22 protein-coding genes are annotated in these 21,769 nt (G+C 37.3%); 8 read left to right on the forward strand and 14 right to left on the reverse strand.

Translation table 11 applies throughout. The features are described from left to right. Window positions 1-33: 33 nt before the first annotated feature. The 8 genes from FG27_RS07735 to FG27_RS07770 all read right to left on the reverse strand — a co-directional run bounded on the left by FG27_RS07735 (window position 34) and on the right by FG27_RS07770 (window position 7,110). Window positions 34-1,182 (reverse strand): pyridoxal phosphate-dependent aminotransferase family protein, encoded by a 1,149-nt coding sequence (locus FG27_RS07735; protein WP_037317672.1) that lies wholly within the window; start codon window positions 1,180-1,182, stop codon window positions 34-36. Between the two features lie 138 nt (window positions 1,183-1,320). Continuing rightward, window positions 1,321-1,731, reverse strand: a complete 411-nt coding sequence (mnhG, locus tag FG27_RS07740; RefSeq protein ID WP_037317674.1) for a monovalent cation/H(+) antiporter subunit G — start codon at window positions 1,729-1,731, stop codon at window positions 1,321-1,323. After that, the gene (locus FG27_RS07745; RefSeq protein ID WP_037317677.1) at window positions 1,728-2,003 is read right to left on the reverse strand and encodes a cation:proton antiporter; all 276 of its coding nucleotides are present in this window, start codon (window positions 2,001-2,003) and stop codon (window positions 1,728-1,730) included. The genes mnhG and FG27_RS07745 overlap by 4 nt, the downstream gene beginning before the upstream one ends. Further along, window positions 2,000-2,476 (reverse strand): Na+/H+ antiporter subunit E, encoded by a 477-nt coding sequence (locus FG27_RS07750; protein WP_037317679.1) that lies wholly within the window; start codon window positions 2,474-2,476, stop codon window positions 2,000-2,002. Before FG27_RS07750 ends, FG27_RS07745 begins: the two co-directional genes overlap by 4 nt. After that, window positions 2,476-3,996 (reverse strand): proton-conducting transporter membrane subunit, encoded by a 1,521-nt coding sequence (locus FG27_RS07755; RefSeq protein WP_037317681.1) that lies wholly within the window; start codon window positions 3,994-3,996, stop codon window positions 2,476-2,478. Before FG27_RS07755 ends, FG27_RS07750 begins: the two co-directional genes overlap by 1 nt. Next, on the reverse strand, window positions 3,993-4,346 hold the full coding sequence (locus FG27_RS07760; protein ID WP_037317683.1) for a Na+/H+ antiporter subunit C: 354 nt from the start codon (window positions 4,344-4,346) through the stop codon (window positions 3,993-3,995). Before FG27_RS07760 ends, FG27_RS07755 begins: the two co-directional genes overlap by 4 nt. A 3-nt stretch (window positions 4,347-4,349) precedes the next feature. Then, window positions 4,350-4,760: a Na+/H+ antiporter subunit B gene (locus FG27_RS07765; protein WP_037317686.1), complete on the reverse strand. Its 411-nt coding sequence runs from the start codon at window positions 4,758-4,760 to the stop codon at window positions 4,350-4,352. Between the two features lie 40 nt (window positions 4,761-4,800). Next, the gene (locus FG27_RS07770; RefSeq protein ID WP_037317689.1) at window positions 4,801-7,110 is read right to left on the reverse strand and encodes a putative monovalent cation/H+ antiporter subunit A; all 2,310 of its coding nucleotides are present in this window, start codon (window positions 7,108-7,110) and stop codon (window positions 4,801-4,803) included. A 250-nt stretch (window positions 7,111-7,360) separates the two neighbouring features. On the opposite strand from FG27_RS07770, the gene FG27_RS07775 reads away from it, so the two are divergent. Further along, window positions 7,361-7,870, forward strand: coding sequence for a DUF2975 domain-containing protein (locus tag FG27_RS07775; protein ID WP_037317692.1), 510 nt, complete (start codon window positions 7,361-7,363; stop codon window positions 7,868-7,870). Window positions 7,871-7,872: 2 nt separating this feature from the next. Continuing rightward, window positions 7,873-8,079 (forward strand): helix-turn-helix transcriptional regulator, encoded by a 207-nt coding sequence (locus FG27_RS07780; protein ID WP_037317695.1) that lies wholly within the window; start codon window positions 7,873-7,875, stop codon window positions 8,077-8,079. A 47-nt stretch (window positions 8,080-8,126) separates the two neighbouring features. Here the strand turns inward: FG27_RS07780 and FG27_RS07785 are convergent, their stop codons facing one another. The 5 genes from FG27_RS07785 to FG27_RS07805 form a co-directional block, all read right to left on the reverse strand. Next, a complete protein-coding gene (locus tag FG27_RS07785; protein WP_037317698.1) occupies window positions 8,127-8,420 on the reverse strand; it encodes a F0F1 ATP synthase subunit epsilon in 294 nt (97 codons plus the stop codon). A 78-nt stretch (window positions 8,421-8,498) separates the two neighbouring features. Further along, the gene (atpD, locus tag FG27_RS07790; protein ID WP_037317700.1) at window positions 8,499-10,013 is read right to left on the reverse strand and encodes a F0F1 ATP synthase subunit beta; all 1,515 of its coding nucleotides are present in this window, start codon (window positions 10,011-10,013) and stop codon (window positions 8,499-8,501) included. 263 nt (window positions 10,014-10,276) lie between these two features. Beyond that, on the reverse strand, window positions 10,277-12,124 hold the full coding sequence (gene glmS / locus FG27_RS07795; protein WP_037317703.1) for a glutamine--fructose-6-phosphate transaminase (isomerizing): 1,848 nt from the start codon (window positions 12,122-12,124) through the stop codon (window positions 10,277-10,279). 16 nt (window positions 12,125-12,140) lie between these two features. Then, window positions 12,141-13,706 (reverse strand): DUF4270 domain-containing protein, encoded by a 1,566-nt coding sequence (locus FG27_RS07800; protein ID WP_037317706.1) that lies wholly within the window; start codon window positions 13,704-13,706, stop codon window positions 12,141-12,143. 13 nt (window positions 13,707-13,719) lie between these two features. Next, window positions 13,720-14,532, reverse strand: coding sequence for a glycogen/starch synthase (locus tag FG27_RS07805; protein ID WP_037317708.1), 813 nt, complete (start codon window positions 14,530-14,532; stop codon window positions 13,720-13,722). 109 nt (window positions 14,533-14,641) lie between these two features. On the opposite strand from FG27_RS07805, the gene panC reads away from it, so the two are divergent. The 6 genes from panC to FG27_RS07835 all read left to right on the forward strand — a co-directional run bounded on the left by panC (window position 14,642) and on the right by FG27_RS07835 (window position 20,605). Then, on the forward strand, window positions 14,642-15,499 hold the full coding sequence (gene panC, locus FG27_RS07810; RefSeq protein ID WP_037317711.1) for a pantoate--beta-alanine ligase: 858 nt from the start codon (window positions 14,642-14,644) through the stop codon (window positions 15,497-15,499). Window positions 15,500-15,502: 3 nt separating this feature from the next. After that, window positions 15,503-15,853, forward strand: a complete 351-nt coding sequence (gene panD, locus FG27_RS07815; RefSeq protein ID WP_037317714.1) for an aspartate 1-decarboxylase — start codon at window positions 15,503-15,505, stop codon at window positions 15,851-15,853. Window positions 15,854-15,857: 4 nt separating this feature from the next. Beyond that, window positions 15,858-16,823 carry a lysylphosphatidylglycerol synthase transmembrane domain-containing protein gene (locus FG27_RS07820; protein WP_037317717.1) on the forward strand — a complete coding sequence of 322 codons (966 nt, stop codon included), beginning with the start codon at window positions 15,858-15,860 and terminating at the stop codon, window positions 16,821-16,823. 37 nt (window positions 16,824-16,860) lie between these two features. Continuing rightward, window positions 16,861-18,009 (forward strand): alpha/beta hydrolase, encoded by a 1,149-nt coding sequence (locus tag FG27_RS07825; protein WP_037317720.1) that lies wholly within the window; start codon window positions 16,861-16,863, stop codon window positions 18,007-18,009. Window positions 18,010-18,028: 19 nt separating this feature from the next. Further along, the gene (radA, locus tag FG27_RS07830; protein WP_037317722.1) at window positions 18,029-19,393 is read left to right on the forward strand and encodes a DNA repair protein RadA; all 1,365 of its coding nucleotides are present in this window, start codon (window positions 18,029-18,031) and stop codon (window positions 19,391-19,393) included. Between the two features lie 78 nt (window positions 19,394-19,471). Continuing rightward, window positions 19,472-20,605: a M23 family metallopeptidase gene (locus tag FG27_RS07835; protein WP_037317725.1), complete on the forward strand. Its 1,134-nt coding sequence runs from the start codon at window positions 19,472-19,474 to the stop codon at window positions 20,603-20,605. Window positions 20,606-20,710: 105 nt separating this feature from the next. Here FG27_RS07835 and FG27_RS07840 read toward each other — a convergent pair whose 3' ends face one another. Further along, window positions 20,711-21,748, reverse strand: coding sequence for an NADP(H)-dependent aldo-keto reductase (locus FG27_RS07840; RefSeq protein ID WP_037317728.1), 1,038 nt, complete (start codon window positions 21,746-21,748; stop codon window positions 20,711-20,713). Between the last annotated feature and the right edge of the window lie 21 nt (window positions 21,749-21,769).

Raw genomic sequence — 21,769 nt, forward strand, 5'->3', positions numbered from 1 at the left:
CAGCCAATTTTTGGGTCAGGTATCACCCCGGTTTTATGCCAGTAATTTAGCCAGTATTTTTAATACCTGGCTTATTTCTTCTTCTGAATTAAAAGCATGCAGGCAAAACCTTAACCTTTCCCGGCCTTTGTGCACGGTTGGCGAAAGTATTGGCTTTACTTCAAAACCTTCTCTTCTGAGATTTTCAGCTATATTCTTTACTTGTTCGTTCCCCGGAATAATACAACTTTGAATCCCAGACTTACTAAAAATGAAATGCTTTTCAAGTCTCAATTTTTCAATTTGATTTCTAAAAAATATAATGTTTTGATGCAACTGTTGAATTTGCGGAATCCCTTTTTCAAACTCATGGTAAACCGCTAAAATAGTCGCAACCGAATGAGGCGGTAGCGCGGTGGTATAAATAAAACTTCTCGAAAAATTAACCAGGTAATCTTTTAGGCTTTTGCTTCCCAAAATTACTGCGCCGTGGCATCCAGGCGCCTTTCCAAAAGTATTCAACCGGGCGAAAACCTTATCCTGGATTTCCAATTCCTGCACTAAACCCTCACCTTTATCGCTAAAAATACCGGTAGCGTGGGCTTCATCCACAATTAAAAAAGCACCAAATTCTTCTGAAATTTTAGTGAAGTCTTTCAATGGCGCCATATCACCATCCATAGAAAAAACAGATTCGGTTACGATATAAAGCTCTAAATCATCGGTTTTTTCAATTTTCGAGAGTTTATTTTGAAGACTTTCGGGATTATTATGATCGAATTTATAAGCTTTGGCGCGACTTATGGCGATCCCGTCTCTTATGGAAGCATGCACAAGTTCGTCGTAAAGAATAAGATCACCTCTTTTTGGGACCGAAGCAAAAAAACCAATATTCGCATCGTAACCTGAATTATAAATTAATGCAGCTTCAGTTTGATGAAATTCTGCAAGAAAATTTTCGGTTAAATCATATAGAATATGGTTTCCGGAAAGCAACCTGGAACCAGTGGCACCATTTTGCAGCAGGTTATTCTCTTTTAAAATTAGATGTGATTGCTGATATATTTTTTTGGAAGAAGCTAATCCCAAATAATCATTAGAAGAAAAATCTATAAGTGAAGAGGTTTTTTTTAAGCTTCGGAATGCATTTTCCTGCTTTCGCTTTTTTAAACTTTCCGCTAATTTTGAAGGTATGGTTGGCATAAACCAAAATTACGACTTTAGCCTTCAATAAAAATAAAACTCCAAAAATTTCCTGCTATTGTTGGCCTGAATACTAATTGAATTTTATTGAAAAAAATGCTATTCAGTAATTCCAGGATAATCTTGAAAATTCAAGACTTACTTTACGAGGTCGTCGCTATCCTGCTTTTTATTTTTTTCAGAAGAATTATCTGCTAAATCGCTCTTTAGAACGTGCGTGCCTTTTTGGTATTTCCCCTCAAGATCATCTAATACCGAATTTTTCCACATTTTAACCCCCATAAAATAAGATGCTCTCCCAATTAAATGGGCACTTACCGGCGCTGTTAGAAAGACAAAAAGGATAATGACAAGAGACCTGGAAGTGGTAGAAAGATCATTAAAAAAGACTGCTGTTCCTACTAAAATTAAACCTACCCCAAGCGTAGCTGCCTTGGTATTTACCGAAATTCGCATATAGGTATCTGGCATTCTTACCAAACCTATTGCAGAGAGTAGTACAAACAAAGTTCCTAAAGTGACTAATATTACTATAATTATTGAACTCATTTCTTTTTATTTCGTTTTTCAAGATAATAGGAAAAAGCAACCGTACTTAAAAAAGCAATTAAAGCAAGGATCATGGCTGTATCTAAAAAAGTAGACCTCCCATTTATAATACTGTAAACTCCTATAATTCCAATACCTGTAGTGATTAAAACGTCTAGCGCAATAATTTTATCTGCAATGCTGGGCCCTTTCAAGAAACGATAAACAATTAGGAGTACCGAAAAGGCCAGAATTGGTAAAATAATATAATATAAATAGTCTATTAGCGTCATGACAAAATTTCCAAAATACGTTTTTCAAATCCGTTTTTAATACCATTTATAAACTCATCCCTATCGGTTATATACATGGAATGTACATAGAGCACTTTTTTATCGTTAGAAACATCAAGGCTAAGTGTCCCGGGGGTAAGTGAGATCATATTGGCAAGGAATGTTATTCCAAGGTCACTTTTAATAGTGAGTGGCACTTTTACAATTCCAGGTTTCATTCTAAATTTAGGGGTAACTATCTCATAAGCAACCTCTAGGTTTGCTTTAAAAAGTTCCCATAAAAAAAAGAAAAAGAAAGCTATTATTCGGGGGATAATAGTGAAATAACGAGCATCCTTATCACCTCTTGTAATTACCCATAAGATGAAGAAATTAAGGACAAAACCAAAAATATAGTTTTGGAAACCAAAATCTCCTGTAAGGGCTACCCATACAAAGGTGAGTAATAAATTAGATACAAACCTGCTCTTCATTATTCAGATATTTGTGTGTTAAGCACCGCGTCTATATATTGCTGATTATCCATTAATTCTGATGCAATTCTTGTAGAAAGGGTTTGAATGTGTTCTGCGCCAAAACCTATGTATAATGACACTATACTTAAGAATACTATAGGTACAATTATTTGAACCCTTTTTATGTTCTTAATTTTATGAAAGTACCTAAACTTAGGCCTTTTCGGAATTTCAGTGGCATCTTTCCAAAAAACTTCTGCCCATAGTTTCGCAATTACTACCAAGGTAATAAAACTCGCAAAAATAATGGCGGCAAGGCTCCAATAACTTTCAGAATCAAAACTCGCGGTTATAAGTGATATCTTTGGCCAGAATCCCGATAAAGGAGGAATGCCCACCAATGAAAATAACGGGATAAACATTAATAAACTCAGTTTAGGATAATTGGCATAAAAACCTCCCAGGGCCCGCATACTATTAGATCCTTTAATTCGATAAACTAACCCGCTAATCATAAATAAATTGGTCTTCACCACGATATCGTGAACCAAATAAAAGATTGTTCCGGCAATGGCCACCTCTGTAAACATTCCTAAACCAACAATCATATAACCAATATGGCAAATAATCAAATATGAAAAAACCTTCCTGATATTATTTTGAACCAAGGCTCCTAAAGCCCCGCTAAAAAGTGTAAAAATGGCCAGAACCAGTAAAATTTGATCCAGGAAAACATCGTCAACAAAGATTAGTGTAAAAACTCTTACTAAGGCATAAACCCCAACCTTAGTTAACAATCCGCCAAAAATAGCTGAAACTGCCGAGGGCGGTGTATGATATGAAGCCGGCAACCAAAAATATAAAGGAAAAATAGCCGATTTAATTCCGAAGCCAATTAGAAACAAAATCGCGGTAATTTCTACTAAAGCCCGGTTCTCTACAGCAGCAACTTTATTAGCGAGATCTGCCATATTTAGGCTTCCGGTTAAACCATAAAGCACGGCAATGGCGGTTAAGAAAATCATGGAAGCGAGGAAATTCAATGTAAAATATTTAACGGCACCTTCCAATTGTGCTTTTTCCCCACCTATAGTGATTAATACGAACGAACTAATAATTATAATTTCAAACCAAACATAAAGGTTAAAAATATCCCCGGTTAGAAAGGCACCGGTGAGACCTAAGAGTAAAAAATGAAATATTGGAAAATACCCAAATCTCAATCGGTCTCCAATTACGGATCCCGAGGAAAATATAGAAACTGCCAACCCGGCAATAGAGGTAAGTAAAACCATGGTTATCGCAAAGGTATCAGCAATAAAGGTGATACCAAAAGGAGCCTCCCAACTCCCGGCCTGTACTGTTTGCGTACCGTTTTCCCAAATATATGCAAAAACACCTATACTCACTGCGAGGTGAACGATGCTACCAACCATACTTATTACGCGCTGTGCATTGATCTTTCTCCAAAAAAACATAAGGAGAATGGCCAATAACAGTTGCAGCAGTAAAGGGTATAATATTAATTGTTGTGTCATGAATCTTCGTCTGTTGCGTTCATTTCGTCCAGATCATCGGTTTTTACTACTTTATGCGCCCTTTTTACAAGGATAATTGCAAAAGATTGTAAACCGAAACTAATTACGATAGCGGTTAATATTAAGGCCTGCGGAACAGGATCGGCATAAGCCTCTAAAAATACCTTGGATTCTTCGGGGATAATTGGTGGCGCTCCTTTGGTAATTCTCCCAAGGAGAAAAATGAGGAGATTGGCTCCATTCCCCAAAAGAATAATTCCTATTATAAGTTTCACCAAACTCCTTCGCAGCATCATATAAATACCCGCGGCATACAGAATTCCAATAATTATCGCTAATAGAATTTCCATATATTAAGCTGATTCTGAAATTGTAAAAATTATTGTTAGGGTAACACCAACAACTACAAGGTAAACCCCAATATCAAAAAATAAAGCCGATCCCACATTTCCTATTACAGGAAATGGTTCAGGAAACCAGAGGCCGGTCATAAATGCCTGGTCTAAAATTAACGGAGCCATCCCACTAAAAAAGGCGAGTGCTAAACCTATAGGCATCAAAAACCCGGGATGAAATCTTAATAATCCCTTGGTGTTTTCGAGTCCGTTGGCAAATGCGTGCAATACAAATGCAATTGCAGCAATTAATCCACCTACAAATCCTCCGCCCGGCAAATAATGCCCGCGCAAAAGAATGAATACGGAGAACACCAACAGTACCGGTAACAGGTAATTAGAAGCTGTTCTTAATATTAAGGTTTTCATCTATATTCTTTTTACTAACCCATTATAAGGGCTAATTTTTTTATTGTGACCTATCGGTGCTTTTTAATCTTAATTTCAACAAACCGAAAACTCCTATAGCTGCAATAGCCAGTACCGAAATTTCCATAAAAGTATCTGTTCCCCTAAAATCTACAAGGATAACATTTACAACATTTTTTCCTTTAGCTAAAACATAGGCATTCTTTGCATAAAAGTCACCAAGTTCGGTATTAGTTGGTTCAGCCAGCACCTGCAATGCTAATAAACATATTACAGTACCTAAAGCCAGAGACAAAATACCATCTCTAATCCTCATTTTATAATCTGAAAGCGTGAGATATTTAGGCAGACGATACAACACTAATACAAATAATATTACGGTTAATGTATCTATGGAAAATTGCGTCATTGCCAAATCTGGAGCACTATAAAAAACGAAAATCAAACAAATAGCAAGACCAACAACCCCCATTGCGGCCACAGCTGCGAGCCTGGATTTTGTAAAAACAGTATATAAAACTCCCGCAACTAGTATGAGAACCACTACCACCTCATAAGATGTTACTTCAGACAGTTGATTATGATCTATTATCACCCTTGGGTTTCCAAACATTACATACCCAACCAGGGCAACCAAAAACAACACGATCGTTGTCACATAATTCCTTAAATATCCATTCTGAAAAACATTGGTCCAAAATGCCGAAAATAAGCCGAAATAATGCGTCCCTTTTTCTAATATGCTTTTTGGAGAAATAAACTCCAGTTTACCAATTCGGTTCTCCAGTTTTGCTGAAGGTTTTAAAAAGAAATACAATAGAATTCCCACTGCTATGGTAATACCACTTAAAAGTAAAACGGTATTAAACCCATGCCATAAAGCAAGGTGATATTCTGAAGCATCAGCACCTAGAGCTGATACAACCGGTTTCACCAACGACGATTCAATTAGCATTGGGAATATTCCAAAGAGAATTCCTAAAACTGCCAGGATAATTGCCGGTCCCCACATTAAAAAATCAGGGGCTTTTACATCTTTATGCGCTTCTGGAAGTTTCCCAACAAAAGGTTTAATTCCTGCGACAAAACCTGCCCAAAGCAATAATATTTTTGTCAGTACAATCGCAATCACGATTATGATGGTAAAAGTTTCAGCGTGTGTACTGGCCTCGTAAGTAAGTTCTTTTCCAAGGAAACCTATAGAAGGCGGAATCCCCGCACTGGAAATCGCTGCTAAAATACCAGCGATGGCCACCGGCATCATAATTTTTCGCAGTCCTGCTAATTTTGTCACATCCCGAGTTCCGGTTTGGTGATCTATAATTCCTGTTACAAGAAACAAAGTAGCTTTATATAAAGCGTGCACTATAATAAAAACCGAAGCAGCAAGAAAAGCATATTTGGTCCCCAACCCGATTAAAAAAACTAAAATCCCTAGGGCCGAAATAGTAGAATAAGCTAAAACCCCTTTAAGATCGGTTCTAAAAAGGGCGTGTACCGCAGAATAAACCATGGTAATCCCACCTACAATTATTAAAGTGGTATTCCAGAATTCCTGGTCTCCCAAAACCGGTGTAAAACGCATAAGAAGGTAAATCCCCGCTTTTACCATCGTGGCAGAGTGTAAATAAGTAGAAACCGGAGTTGGTGCTTTCATCGCACCGGGCAACCAGAAATGAAAAGGAAATTGCGCCGACTTGGTAAATGCAGCCACAAAAATAAAGATCACCGCCAGGATGTAATATTCACTGCCAGCAATAGCTTCTTTCATACTTAGCATTTCAGAAATGCTGTAAGTGCCGGTAATACTACCCAGCAACAAAGCTCCTGCTAATAAGAAAAACCCTCCAAAACCGGTAATTCCTAAAGCGGTTAAAGCCGATTTTCGGGAAGCCGGGTTGGTATTATTAAACCCGATTAAGAAGAATGAACTTATACTGGTTAATTCCCAAAAAACAAAAAGTGAGATAAGATTGTCTGAAAGCACCAAACCAAGCATGGCTGCCATAAACAAGCTCAGATATCCGTAGAAACGGTCAAGATACTTATGCCCTCTAAGGTACGATGCGGTATATGCAAAAACCAGGAAACCAATCCCGGTGATCATCAATGAAAAAAGAAGGGAAAGCCCGTCTAACTTAAAACTAAGGTCTACTCCAAAAGCAGGAACCCATTGGTAAGTTTTAGAAATTATTTCTCCAGAACTTATCTGCGGAATAAAACTTGCAAAATATGCAAAAAGCCCACCCGGAATAAGTGCGGAAAGAACGGCTAATTTCCCCCTGAAGAACTTTCCTGCGAAAACCAGGAATATTGCGAATAAAAAACCTAATAGTATTGCTGTTAGCATATATTTCCTCTCAAAAAGTCCGTTCCCCGCAAATATAAGAGTTATTATTTAAGTTTTACAGTCAAAGCGGCGTTTAACCTCCATAAGGATTCCGATTTAATAGCTTCTTATTTTAAATCATTATAAAAACCCTGTTTCTCAACAAATTTCTTAAAATGCTGAAATTAATTTATCATTTTTAATTTATAAAATTATTGTTTTTCGATAATTTAATGTAGGTTTGTTATTGTTAAACGATAATTGTAGAGGAATGGAATCTTCAGAATGGCTTAAAAACATTTTTAGTGTTGCTTATTATTTATTGATTATAGGTTGGATACTTTTATTCGGCTTTTTACTTTATGCAATCTTTATTAGTCCAGGCGATATCCTGGAAATATTACACGATGCTGAAGAATTTAAAATCAAATCTAAAAATGCACTATACTCCTCTTTAACATATGAATTATTATCAAGTGCAGTTTGGATCTATATTCTGTATTTATTCAAGAATTTAATGAAAGATCTAATTTCTGGGCCGTTATTCACGAAGCTTCAAATTGCAAGTTTTAAATTAATTGGTCAATTAATCATTTTAATAACTATTGTTGACGCAATATCCATATTTGTTTTCAAAGTAATATTTAATGGTCGTTTGGAGTTAAATTTTGATCTTTTCGATTTCTGGTTTGTGATAGGTATAGGCTTATTTCTAATATTTCTATCCCAAATTTTTAATCAAGCCAGGGTTATGAAAGAAGAAAACGAGTTAACCGTTTAGTTATGCCTATTATTATAAACCTGGATAAAATCCTGGAAGAACGCGGTATGAAAAGCAATGAACTTGCTGAAAAAATAGGGATTACCACAGCTAATCTATCTATTTTAAAAACAGGGAAGGCAAAAGCGGTTCGATTTTCTACTTTAGATGCTATTTGTGAGGTTTTAGAATGCCAGCCGGGAGATATTTTAGAATACACCAAAAACTAAAAAAGCCGGGCAATTGCCCGGCTCTTCTTATTTTAAATTTCCTGAAATTAATCAGCCAGTATAATGGCTTTATTGTCTTTCATTTCTAACACACCACCTTTAATGGTATAATAAAGAATGTTGCTGTTTGCAGAGTCTTTTCTAAAATCTTCAGAAAGCTCATCGTCTAATTCTTTATTAGAGGCCGCAAGTTGAATTTTAACTTCCCCTTCAACCAATGTAGAAACTATAGGCGCGTGATTGTTAAGCATTTGAAATTCCCCGTCGTGACCGGGAACCTTTAACGCATCAACATCAGCTTTAAAAACTACAGCTTCAGGAGTTACTATTTCTAAGTACATATTTTTTAGTTTGTGTTTACAACATTCAGCAAAAAATATTTACTGAATACTGCTCACTGACCATTGTTTACTTTTTAATTAGTCTTCTTCAGCCAACATTTTCTCACCGGCCTCGATCGCTTCTTCAATGGTTCCTTTAAGGTTAAAGGCAGATTCCGGAAGGTGATCTAATTCTCCATCCATAATCATATTAAATCCTTTAATAGTTTCTTTAATATCAACCAAAACTCCTTTTAAACCGGTAAATTGTTCGGCCACGTGGAAAGGTTGAGAAAGGAAACGTTGTACACGTCTTGCACGAGATACGGCAAGCTTATCTTCTTCAGAAAGCTCTTCCATACCAAGAATAGCAATAATATCCTGCAATTCTTTATAACGCTGTAAAAGCTCTTTTACACGTTGTGCACATTTATAATGATCGTCACCTAAAATATCAGCAGTAAGAATTCTTGAAGTAGATTCTAAAGGATCTACCGCAGGATAAATACCAAGCTCGGCAATTTTACGTGAAAGTACCGTTGTTGCATCCAGGTGGGCAAAGGTTGTTGCCGGCGCCGGGTCAGTAAGGTCATCCGCAGGTACGTAAACCGCCTGTACAGAAGTAATAGATCCGTTTTTAGTTGAAGTAATACGCTCTTGCATCGCACCCATCTCTGTCGCCAAAGTTGGTTGATAACCTACCGCAGATGGCATACGCCCAAGAAGTGCAGACACCTCTGAACCAGCTTGTGTAAAACGGAAAATGTTATCTACGAAGAAAAGAACGTCTTTCCCCTGGCCTTCTCCGGCTCCATCACGGAAATATTCCGCAATTGTAAGTCCAGAAAGTGCTACACGAGCACGTGCTCCAGGTGGTTCGTTCATCTGTCCGAATACGAAAGTTGCCTTAGAATCTAACATAGCAGTTTTATCTACTTTTTTAAGATCCCAACCGCCTTCTTCCATAGATTCAGAGAAAGCGTCACCATATTTTATAATACCAGATTCAAGCATTTCTCGAAGAAGGTCATTCCCTTCACGAGTACGCTCTCCTACTCCGGCAAATACCGAAAGACCACCGTGGCCTTTGGCGATATTATTAATTAATTCCTGTATAAGTACTGTTTTACCTACACCGGCACCACCAAAAAGACCAATTTTACCACCTTTTGCATAAGGCTCAATAAGGTCAATTACTTTAATCCCGGTAAATAAAACTTCTGTAGAAACAGATAAGTCTTCAAATTTTGGCGCTTCCCTGTGGATAGACATTCCATCATTTCCGGCCTTTGGCAAATTCCCAAGCCCGTCAATAGCATCACCTACCACGTTAAACAAACGGCCATAAACTTCTTTACCAACCGGCATTTGAATAGGCGCTCCAGTTGCTACTACTTCAACTCCTCGGCTTAAACCATCGGTAGAATCCATAGATACTGTTCTCACTGTTTCTTCACCAATGTGAGATTGCACTTCTAAAATTAGAAGGGAACCATCTTTTCTGGTGATTTCCAAAGAATCGTAGATTTTTGGCAATTCAGCATTCTCTGAGTCGAACACAACATCAACTACAGGGCCAATAATTTGGGCAACTTTACCTGTTACTTTAGACATTATTTAATTCTTTAATGTTTTCGTATTTAAAATATCTGAAAAACTCAATGTAATAATTCATAATGTGTTAAAATAAAACAAGGGTGTTTTCAGGCTGCAAAGATAGTTTTTTCTAAATAAAATCATACCTCTCTTAAAATAACTTTTTTGAAGCTTATTAAAGCCGTCAAAAATTCAACTAAAAGTATTATTCTAAAAGAAAAATCCCTCCTGAAAAAACTTCAGAAGGGATCTTTATACTCTTAATAATTTACTCTGAAAGTTTATTCAACTGTAACAGATTTGGCCAAATTCCTTGGCTGATCTACATTCTTTCCAAGCAATACCGCAATATGGTATGACAATAACTGAAGTGGAATAGTTGTAAGAAGCGGTGTTAACGGCTCCAAAGTTTCTGGCACTTCGATCACGTGATCGGCAAGATCCCTCACTTCTTCGTCACCTTCAGTCACAATCGCTATAATTTTACCGCTTCTGGATTTAATTTCCTGGATATTGCTTACTACTTTTTCGTAATGTCCTTTTTTGGTTGCAATAACCACTACAGGCATTTCTTCATCGATAAGCGCAATTGGGCCGTGTTTCATCTCGGCAGCAGGATAACCTTCAGCATGAATATAGGAAATTTCCTTAAGTTTAAGGGCTCCTTCTAAAGCCACCGGGAAGTTAAATCCTCTACCTAAATAAAGGCAGTTCCTGGCATCTTTATAAATATTGGCGATCATTTTTATATGTTCATCACCTTTTAATGCTTTCTCTATTTTTGAAGGAATACGCTCCATTTCCTGCAAATAGGTCATAAACTCTGTATGAGAGATCGTCCCATTTTGTTTTGCAAGTTTAAGCGCCATTAAAGTAAGCACCGTAATTTGAGTAGTAAAGGCTTTTGTTGAAGCTACCCCAATCTCTGGCCCGGCGTGTGTATAAGCACCGGCATGGGTTTCCCTTGAGATTGAAGAACCAACCACATTACAAACTCCAAAAGCAAAAGCACCTTTTTCTTTAGCAAGTTTTATGGCCGCCATAGTATCGGCAGTTTCCCCACTTTGAGAGATTGCTATAATTACATCTTTTTCTGAAATGATAGGATTACGATACCTGAATTCTGAAGCATATTCAACTTCTACAGGAATTCTCGCAAGCTCTTCAAAAATGTATTCCGCTACCAAACCGGCGTGCCAGCTGGTTCCACAGGCAACGATAAGAATTCGTTTTGCATTGGCAATACGCTCCAGGTTATCATCTACCCCGGCCATTCTTATCAATCCTTCATCTGCTAACATTCTACCACGGTAGGTATCTTTAATTGCAGTAGGTTGCTCATGAATTTCCTTAAGCATAAAATGCTCGTATCCACCTTTTTCAATTTGCTCAAGATTAAGCTGAAGCTCCTGAATATAAGGATCTACCAAAGTATCGTCCTTAATTTTTCTAACCTTAACTTCTTTACCTCTTCGCACCACTGCCATTTCCCCATCTTCCAGGTAAATTGCATTGTTGGTATATTCTATAAATGGAGAGGCATCTGAAGCGATAAAGAATTCATCTTCCCCAACGCCAATAGCTAAAGGACTACCTAAACGCGCAACGACAATCTCGTCTGGCTTGGATTTATTATAAACTGCGATCGCATAAGCTCCAACAGTTTGATTTAAAGCAATTTGAACTGCTTTACCAAGTTTAACACCTTCATTTATAATTACATCTTCTATAAGATTTACTAAAACTTCGGTATCGGTATCACTTTCAAAAGTATAACCACGAGTTTTTAATTCCTTCTTAAGTGCATCGTAATTCTCAATAATTCCGTTATGAATTATTACAATATCTCCAGAGTTTGAGTAATGAGGATGACTATTCACATCGTTAGGAACTCCATGGGTAGCCCAGCGTGTATGCCCAATTGCAACATTACCATTGGTGGTAATAGTATTTTCTAGCTTTTCTTTTAGATCAGCAACTTTACCTTTTGTTTTACACATTTTAAGCTCTTCCCCATCATAAAGGGCGATCCCCGCACTATCATATCCACGATATTCAAGTCTTTGGAGTCCTTTAAGGACAACGGGATACGCATCCCTATGCCCAATATATCCTACAATTCCGCACATAGTATATTGGTATTATTTAATTAATTTCAGTATAATAAATTCTAAGTTTCAATCTCTTTTCTTCATCGTCTGAAAGGTTGCCGTGAAGAACAGTTCCTTTAGGTGTTATTATGCCAGCCGCAGGAAATGTATTTATAGCTTCAGTATTTCTAACTACTGAATTATTAGTAATATTAATGTTTTGTGTAATTACAAGACCTAATCTCGCATTATCAGCATCACCCTCCAGAATATTGGTTACGTGCTGCGTAAGGTTGATCTTATATACCACTCCGTTCTCGTCCTCATCTATTTCTAGAGGTGAAGAAAATGAAGATAACGAGGTAGCCGGGTTGTTATCATTTCCATCCTGAACAAAATTTTCCGAAAAACTATAATCAGCAATTATTCTATTTTCATCTAAATTGTATAAATAAATTCGCATTGGCTCATCAATCCCGTTTACAAAATCCTTATCTACATAAAATTGAAGATTAGCTTCGTTAATTAACCATTCATTCTCGCGTAACTCATCTATTTGCTCTTCGTTTTCAAAAAGCTCAACAACAGCCATACTACCTTCGCCGCCGTGAAGAAATAATTTCTCTGCTCCAGTTTCTTCATCAGCTCCCTGAATTGCCTGTAATATATCTCCCGGATATTCTCCTTCAAATGTATTAACTATCGTACTTCCAAAGTTCAATTTATAATTTCGCGGGCTTCTCACCATTTCAGTATCACCGTCTTCAGTAGCAGTCTCAACTTCTGTAGTATAGAAAAGGTCTATTCCTGCGTTTGAACTCTGCAGGTTAAACAAAATCATTGTCCCATCTTCTGCAACAGCTTCTGCTTTAATAAACATTCCACGTAAATAATTTTTAAAATTATTATTATTACTCAGAACGCCAGAACCTTCTCTATCAATTATCTTTTCCTTAAAATAATCTACCGGAAGTTTAATTCTTAAAGCAGGCCCTGAAGATATTGTATCCTGTTCTCCTTCTTCATTTAACTCGTATGAAACGATAGCCCGGTTTGAGGGTAGAAAATTATCATTTTCATAAATCACTTCACCTACAAGATTCTGTTCAAATAAATCCTGTTGATCAGAATAATAACGTTGTCTTTCCTGAAGATCTGCTTCGGGATTAAAATCGTTTAAAAAATAATTAGATTCCTGAATGGAGATTTTTATTGGAGAATTCCCGTATACCGAATCTAAAGCATATTGAATATTGCCGCTCTCATCAGAATCTCCTTCGGTATTAAAATAAGGAATTGTTAGCACCACACTATCCAGCTCTGGCTCTGTTCCAAACGAAGGATTATTGGTAGGTAAAGAAATTTGACTAAGTATACTAGCGGTAGATTGCCCATATATTTCGTGATTATATACACCAAATAAATTGACCCCAAGATTATTAGTTTGTACAGAGTTAATTTTCTTGCTATAGGCCCTCACTTCAACTTCTTCAAGCTCAAGATTACTCGGGTTTTCTATAATTTCACCACCAACAGTACTATATTCATCATCACAAGCCACAAAAGCAAAAACAACAACAAGTATGGTTGCTGTTTTATACATCAATTTCATTAAATTCATTCGATAATAATTTCTATTCAGATAAAACTTTGGTTGTATAAAAATCTTGATAAGCCTGGCTAAATTCTTCTCTATTCTTGTAAGGCAATACAGGCTTATTCAACTTGCTAACGTATTTAGAAAGATCTTCAGGAACATTTTCACCAGCGGTAATTATTGCATCTGAATGATCTGCAGCAAGCTTCATTAAATTAACAAAGTTTGGGGTTTTTAAATGTTTTATATCTTCTTTTTCCATTCCATCATACAAGACTTTCTCCTGCATATCTTCATCTAACGTGCCATCAAAGTCTTGATTGTATATTGAGGTAACAATTTTCGCGCCACTAAACAAAGGCTCATTACCATAATAACGTCTTAGGTAAAGCGGGAGTAAGGATGCCAACCAGCCGTGCACATGAATAATATCTGGAGACCAGTTTAATTTCTTAACGGTTTCTATTACTCCTTTAGCAAAAAAGATGGCGCGCTCATCATTATCTTCGAATAAGTTGCCTTCTTCATCGGTTAATGTAGCTTTTCTTTTAAAATAATCTTCATTATCAATAAAGTAAACCTGCATTCTTTCTTTTGGAATAGACGCCACTTTTATTATTAATGGCATATCCAGGTCATTAATTACCAAATTCATCCCCGACAGTCTTATCACTTCGTGCAACTGGTGGCGACGCTCATTGATATTACCAAACCGGGGCATAAAAATTCTAATTTGCCCTCCAATATTATTTACCATTTTTGCGGCTTCAAAAGACGTGGATGATATTTCGGTTTCAGGCAGGTAAGGAATAACTTCAGATGATACGTACAATATCCTCTTATCTTTCATAAATTGATTGCTTTAATGCGATTGCGAACAAAAAACACGCAAAATTACAAAAATTTATGCAGATTGCTGGTAATATATTAAGTTTGCACGCTGTTAATTTTATAATAAAATGCAGGTTTTCAAAGAAAAAACCATTTTAAAAGCGGCTATTGATGCCGAAAAATCTAAAGGTAAAACCATAGGTTTAGTACCCACCATGGGTGCTTTACACCAGGGCCATTTATCTCTGGTTAAACAAGCGCTACAAACTTGCGAACAGGTGATTATCAGTATTTTTGTGAACCCAACGCAATTTAATAATCCAGCCGATCTTGAGAAGTATCCACGCACTTTAGACGAAGACATAAAACTCCTTCAAGAAGCCAGTAAAAACCTTTGGGTTTTTGCTCCTACCGCCAACGAATTATACGGCGATAATATAAGTTCTGAGCAGTTTAATTTCGACGGTTTAGAGCAAGTTATGGAAGGAAAATATAGAAACGGACATTTTGACGGGGTAGGAACTATCGTAAAAAGATTATTTAATATCGTAGAGCCACATAAAGCTTTTTTTGGTGAAAAAGATTTTCAACAACTTCAAATTGTTAGAAAATTAACCGAAAAGTCCGAACTTCCGGTAGAAATAATAGGCTGCCCAATTCTAAGGGAAGATAATGGCCTGGCAAGAAGCTCCAGAAATGAGAGACTGGATAAAAACCAGCGAGAAAAAGCTTCTTTCATTTATCAAACACTCCTAAAAACCAGGCAACTATTTGGCCTAAAAAGTGCAGAATATATCCACAACTGGGTAAAAGAGCAATTTAAAAATCATCCCGTCCTTGAACTGGAATATTTTGAAATTGCAAACACCCAAACTTTAAAAAAAATAAATCGAAAAAGAAAAGGCAATTCCTACCGTGCATTTATCGCAGCCTATGCAGGCGATATTAGACTTATAGACAACATTGCCCTAAACAATCAAGAATAAACTATGCAAGTTCACGTAGTAAAATCTAAAATACATCGCGTAAAAGTTACCGGAGCCGACCTAAATTATATTGGGAGCATTACCATAGATGAAGATCTAATGGAAGCTGCTAATATTATTGAAGGTGAAAAAGTTCAAATTGTAAATAACAATAATGGCGAACGTTTAGAGACTTATGTTATCCCTGGACCAAGAAATTCTGGGGAGATCACTTTAAACGGGGCTGCCGCAAGAAAAGTAGCAAAAGGTGACGTTTTAATTCTTATCGCCTATGCAATTATGGATTTCGAAGAAGCAAAAGCCTTTAAACCTTCCCTGGTTTTTCCTAATGAAGAAACCAATCTATTGAGCTAATCATTTGAAAAAAAAGATAATCAAAATACTTAAAATTATACTCCCACTATTACTGGGAGTTTTTTTAGTTTGGTATTCTTTAAAAAGTGCCACTCCCCAGGAACGCGAAGAATTATGGCAAAATATTTTAAATGCTAATCCCTGGTTCTTGCTGTTATCAATGCTTTTTGGTGGGCTTTCACATCTCTCAAGAGCCTATCGTTGGAACTATCTTTTAGAACCTATGGGTTACAAACCAAGATTAGCCAATAATTTTATGGCAGTTATGGCGGGTTATTTAGCAAACTTCGGAATTCCCCGTTCGGGAGAAGTTTTGCGCGCAGCAAGCCTTAGCAGTTATGAGAAAATTCCCTTTGAAAAAGCTTTCGGCACCATAATTTCTGAAAGAATTGCCGATGTAATTGTAATGTTAAGCATAACAGCGCTCACCCTATTCCTCCAAACTGAACATCTCCTGGCATACTTTGAGGCTAATGAAATTAACCCATTAATAAGTGTGGGAATTTTATTGGTTCTAGTTCTAATAGGAGTTTTAGCGCTCCAATTAATCAAAAAATCTAAACTTCCATTTTTGATTCGAATAAAAAAAATGGCAAAAGGCTTATTAGAAGGGATGCGTAGCATTTTAAAAATGAAGCAGAAATGGGCATTTATATTTCATACCCTTTTTATTTGGATTATGTATATTCTCATGTTTTATGTGGTTATATTTTCTGTCCCAGGACTTGGTAATACTGATTTTTCCATAATCATGGCGGCCTTTGTAGTCGGTTCTTTTGCGATTTCCGCAACAAATGGCGGAATTGGAGTTTATCCAGTTGCCATTGGAGCAATATTGGTGCTTTTTGACATTTCTAAGCAAAATGGCGAAGCTTTTGGCTGGATCACCTGGGGCACGCAAACCTTACTGGTGCTCATCTTAGGCGGACTTTCCTTCATATTTCTTCCTATTTTCAACCGTCGAAAATAATATATATCTTGTGTTGGTTAAACAAAACCCAACACCTATGATTAAAAAATTACTAATTTTTGTGCTGATAGTGGCGCCGCTACTCAGTTCAGCACAAACTCTTTATGAAACGATTTCTTCCAAAAAACTTGGTGAAACAAGAGAAATCAAGATTCAACTCCCAAGAAATTACGAGGAAAATACCGAAAAAACCTATCCAGTTATCCTGGTTCTCGATGGGGATTACCTATTTGAACCAATGGCAGGAAATGTAGATTATTACTCATACTGGGAAGATGCTCCTGAAATGATTGTGGTTGGTATCAACCAGAGCAAATCGCGAATGGATGACGCCTATTATGATGAGCGAAATTTTCTTCCGGCAGATAAAGGTGCAGCCTTTTTTGAATTTCTGGGAATGGAACTTATGCAACATTTAGATAATAAGTATCGTACCGCAGATTTTCGAGTAATTGCCGGGCATGATTACACCGCAAATTTCATTAATTATTATTTATTGAAATCTGATCCTATTTTTGATGGTTACATCAACCTTAGTCCAGATCTTGCCCCACCAATGGCAGACCGCATTAGTAATGCCCTGGCAAAGTCTGAAACTAAAAAGTGGCTTTATCTAGCCACCGGAACAGAGGATATTCCACAGCTTAAAAAGGGAATTGAAGATTTAAACTCGCAGCTTTCAGCAATAGAGAACAAACTGGTGAGCTACAATTTTGATAATTTTGAAAATGCCACGCACTATTCGCTGGTAGGCAAAGCTATTCCTGCCGCATTAGAAAGTTTATTTAATGTTTATCGCCCAATTAGCAAGAAAGATTATAATGAGCTTTTGCTACAAACTTCAGTTTCTTCAGTTCAATTTTTAACCGATAAATATGAAAGTATAAATCAACTTTACGGTATTCAGAAAAAAATCAGGTTAGAAGATTTCATGGCAGTTCACAACGCAATTGAAAAAACCAGACGCTGGGATGATTATAAAGGATTAAGTGAATTAGCCTATGACAGTTATCCGGGAACTATGTTGGGAACTTTCTTTGAAGCCCGATATGAAGAGGAAACCGGAAATCCTAAAAAAGCGATGCGTACTTATCAAAATGCTTACGGCCAGGAAAAGATCGCATTCCTAGATACCGATTTTATGCTTGCTAAAGCCGATGCAATTAAAAAAGATTTCGGTTATTAGCGGGAAAAATCAAAGCTAAATGGCCAAGGTTAAATCAACTTTTTACTGCCAAAATTGTGGCAGCCAATATGCAAAATGGCAAGGCAAATGCAGCGCTTGTGGAGAATGGAATACTATTGCGGAAGAAATTGTAGAAAAACCCGATGCAAAAGATTGGAAATCTCCCAGCGAGCGCGAAGCTAAACGCACTGCCAAACCATTAAAAATAGCTGAAATTGAAAATAGCCCTCAAAACCGATGGCATACCGGCAATAATGAGCTGGATCGTGTTTTAGGTGGCGGACTTGTACCGGGATCGCTCACCCTACTGGGCGGAGAACCGGGCATAGGAAAAAGCACACTTCTACTCCAAATTTCGCTTCAATTAAACTACAAAGTTTTATATGTTTCCGGTGAAGAAAGTCAGCAGCAAATAAAAATGCGTGCAGAACGTATTAATCCTGTAGCTGCTAATTGCTACATTTTAACCGAAACCAAAACCCAAAATATCTTCAGGCAAATTGAAGCTATTGAGCCGGAAGTAATTATTATAGACTCTATACAAACCCTACATAGCGATTATATTGAAAGCGCGCCGGGAAGTATTTCTCAAATAAGAGAATGTACGGCAGAACTTATAAAATTCGCGAAAGAAACCAACACTCCGGTTATTTTAATTGGGCATATTACCAAAGAAGGTAGCATTGCCGGCCCCAAAGTTTTAGAGCACATGGTAGATACCGTTTTGCAATTTGAAGGCGATAGAAATCATGTATATCGAATTCTAAGAGCTCATAAAAACCGCTTTGGCTCTACCCACGAACTCGGCATTTACGAAATGCAGGGCAGCGGCTTACGAGAAGTTTCTAATCCTTCAGAAATTCTTATCTCCAAAAACGATGAAGATCTTAGCGGAACAGCGATTTCAGCCACGCTGGAAGGCATGCGCCCACTTATGATAGAAATCCAGGCGCTGGTAAGCACTGCGGTTTATGGCACTCCGCAACGTTCTGCCACCGGTTATAATGTAAAAAGATTAAATATGCTACTGGCGGTTTTAGAAAAACGAGCCGGTTTTAGGCTTGGTGCAAAAGATGTTTTCCTGAATATCACCGGCGGAATTAGCGTAGATGATCCGGCTATAGATCTTGCAGTAATCGCTGCCATATTATCTTCAAATGAAGATATTTCAATCCCAAAAGATATTTGTTTTGCAGCTGAAGTTGGCCTGGCAGGAGAAATTAGGCCCGTTACCCGCGTAGAACAGCGCATTATGGAAGCTGAAAAACTCGGTTTTTCCGGAATTATGGTTTCCAAACAAAGTAAGATCCCAAAAAATAACTTCAGCATAAATATTATAAAAGTGGCTAAAATTGAAGATGTGGTAAGTCATTTGTTTGGCTAATAAGAAGCTAGAGATTGAAAAAAACCAATTTTTAATCTGGCACAATTACTGCTTTAAATTGCCTGGAAACGAAAGACTATGAAGCAGATTACAATTTTAAGCCTATTCCTTATTCTAATTATTTCTGGATGTTCCCAGGTAAATAAAGCAGCTGATTTTATAACAAATCCAACCGCTAAAGAAAAATATAAACGCGATTTTAATATTTCAGATGAATTGTTCTCCCTTTGGGAAAATTCCGCCGAAACCGCTTTTCAGGATAGTGTAGCTATAAATTTGCCCTACGCCGAAACCGGTAAATTCTTCCCTAAAAGTTTTCCTGTATATTCGTATGAAATCGAACTCCGCCCCGGCGAAGTTTTTAGTTTAGAAATTAAAACCGATTCTACAAAACAGCTGGTTTTCGCAGAGCTTTTCAAAAAAATTGATGATACAATTCCAAAATTTGAGAAAATAGAATCTGCAGATTTTCAAAAGAAAAATTTCAGTTTTGAAGCAGAAAAAAGCGCGACCTATAAAATAGTGATCCAGCCCGAAATTGAAGCGCATACAGCTTTTAGCTTTAAATTAGAGAAAAACCCTGCTTATTTATTTCCAGTGGCTTCCGGGGCAAATACCAACGTGCAAAGTTACTGGGGAGATAATCGTGACGGGGGCGCAAGAAGCCACGAGGGTATTGATATTTTTGCGAAACGAGGTACTCCTGTAGTCGCTGCTACTAACGGTAGTATTGGTTATACCGGTGAAAAGGGTTTGGGTGGCAAACAGGTTTGGCTACGAGATCGTAAGCGCGGTCAGTCGCTTTATTATGCCCATTTAGATAGTATTGCTAATGTTTCAGGAAATGTAAACCGAGGCGATACTTTGGGGTTTGTAGGTAATACGGGAAATGCCAGGACCACGCCACCACATCTACACTTTGGAATTTATAAGAGTTATAGAGGTGCGATAAATCCGTTACATTTTGTCTATCAAATTGACCCAATGGAAACCGATCCTGAAATCCTGGATAGTATTCCTCGTAGCTTAATCGTTAATAGTAGCAAAGCTAATCTTAGAAATAAACCAACAACTTCAAATTCTAAAATTCTTAGCACTTTAAAAGCCCAGGATACGCTTCGGTTTTTAGGAAAAACAAACGAATGGTTTCATGTAAGAACCTCAGCGAATAAAGCATCTTTTATTCACCAGAGTTTGGTGAAATCAATTTAATAACTCACGCCAAGCTAAACTTGCTTCAGCTTCTAATAGGTTTTAGTTTTCAACAGCTTAGATCCTGAAACAAGTTCAGGATGACGTTCAAAAAATGAATTCAATCTAAGGCGCAGGATTTGGATAAGTTTCGTGAACTTTATTTATTTCCTCCAAAACTTCTTCTGATAGCTCTAGATCTATACTCCCTATATTTTCTTCAAGTTGTTTTATAGAGGTTGCACCAATAATATTACTGCTTACAAATGGCCGTGTATTTACAAAAGCGAGCGACATTTGTGCAAAATTAAGGTTGAACTTTTCTGCGATCTCTTTGTAAGCCCGCGTAGCTTTTACCGCCTGCTCTCCCGAATATCTTTTATACTGCGGAAAAAGATCTAATCTCGAATTTTTGGCGATTCCGTCTAAATGTTTTCCGCTTAGAGTTCCCATTCCTAAAGGCGAATAAGGAAACAAGCCTAAGTTTTCACGGTGAAGCACTTCGGTAAGCCCTATTTCATCTTTTCGGTTAAGTAAATTATAAGGATTTTGTACAGTGATCATTTTTGGAAGATTATGCTTTCTGCTTTCTTCCAAAAAGCGCATTACCCCGTAAGGAGTTTCATTAGACAGGCCAACCTGCCGTATTTTACCTTCTTTTACAAAACCACTTAAAGTCTCCAGAACTTCCTGAAAATTCTCCTCCCAGGCTTCCTCTTCATCACGTTCATAACCTCTTTTGCCGAAGAAGTTAGTATTTCTCTCCGGCCAGTGTAACTGGTAAAGATCTATATAATCGGTTTGTAATCTTTTTAAACTTTTATGCAGGGCTTCGGTGACTGCTTCTTTAGAAAAACCTAGATTTTCCCTAATATGCTTCATCGCTTCTCCCGGCCCAACTACTTTTGAAGCCAGTACCACATCTTCCCTTTTTCCCGATTTTTTGAACCAGGTTCCTATAATTTCTTCAGTTTTTCCTTGCGTTTCGGCTCTTCCAGGTACCGCATACATTTCAGCCGTATCCAAAAAATTTACTCCTTTATCCAGTGCAAATTCTATTTGTTCGTGACCTTCAGCTTCAGTGTTCTGTTCGCCCCAGGTCATGGTACCCAGGCAAATTTTACTAACTTTTATATCGGTATTGGGGAGTGTGGTATATTTCATTAATTTTTCTTCAGCAATGTT

Origin of the sequence: Salegentibacter sp. Hel_I_6 (assembly GCF_000745315.1) — a bacterium.
GTDB lineage: Bacteria > Bacteroidota > Bacteroidia > Flavobacteriales > Flavobacteriaceae > Salegentibacter.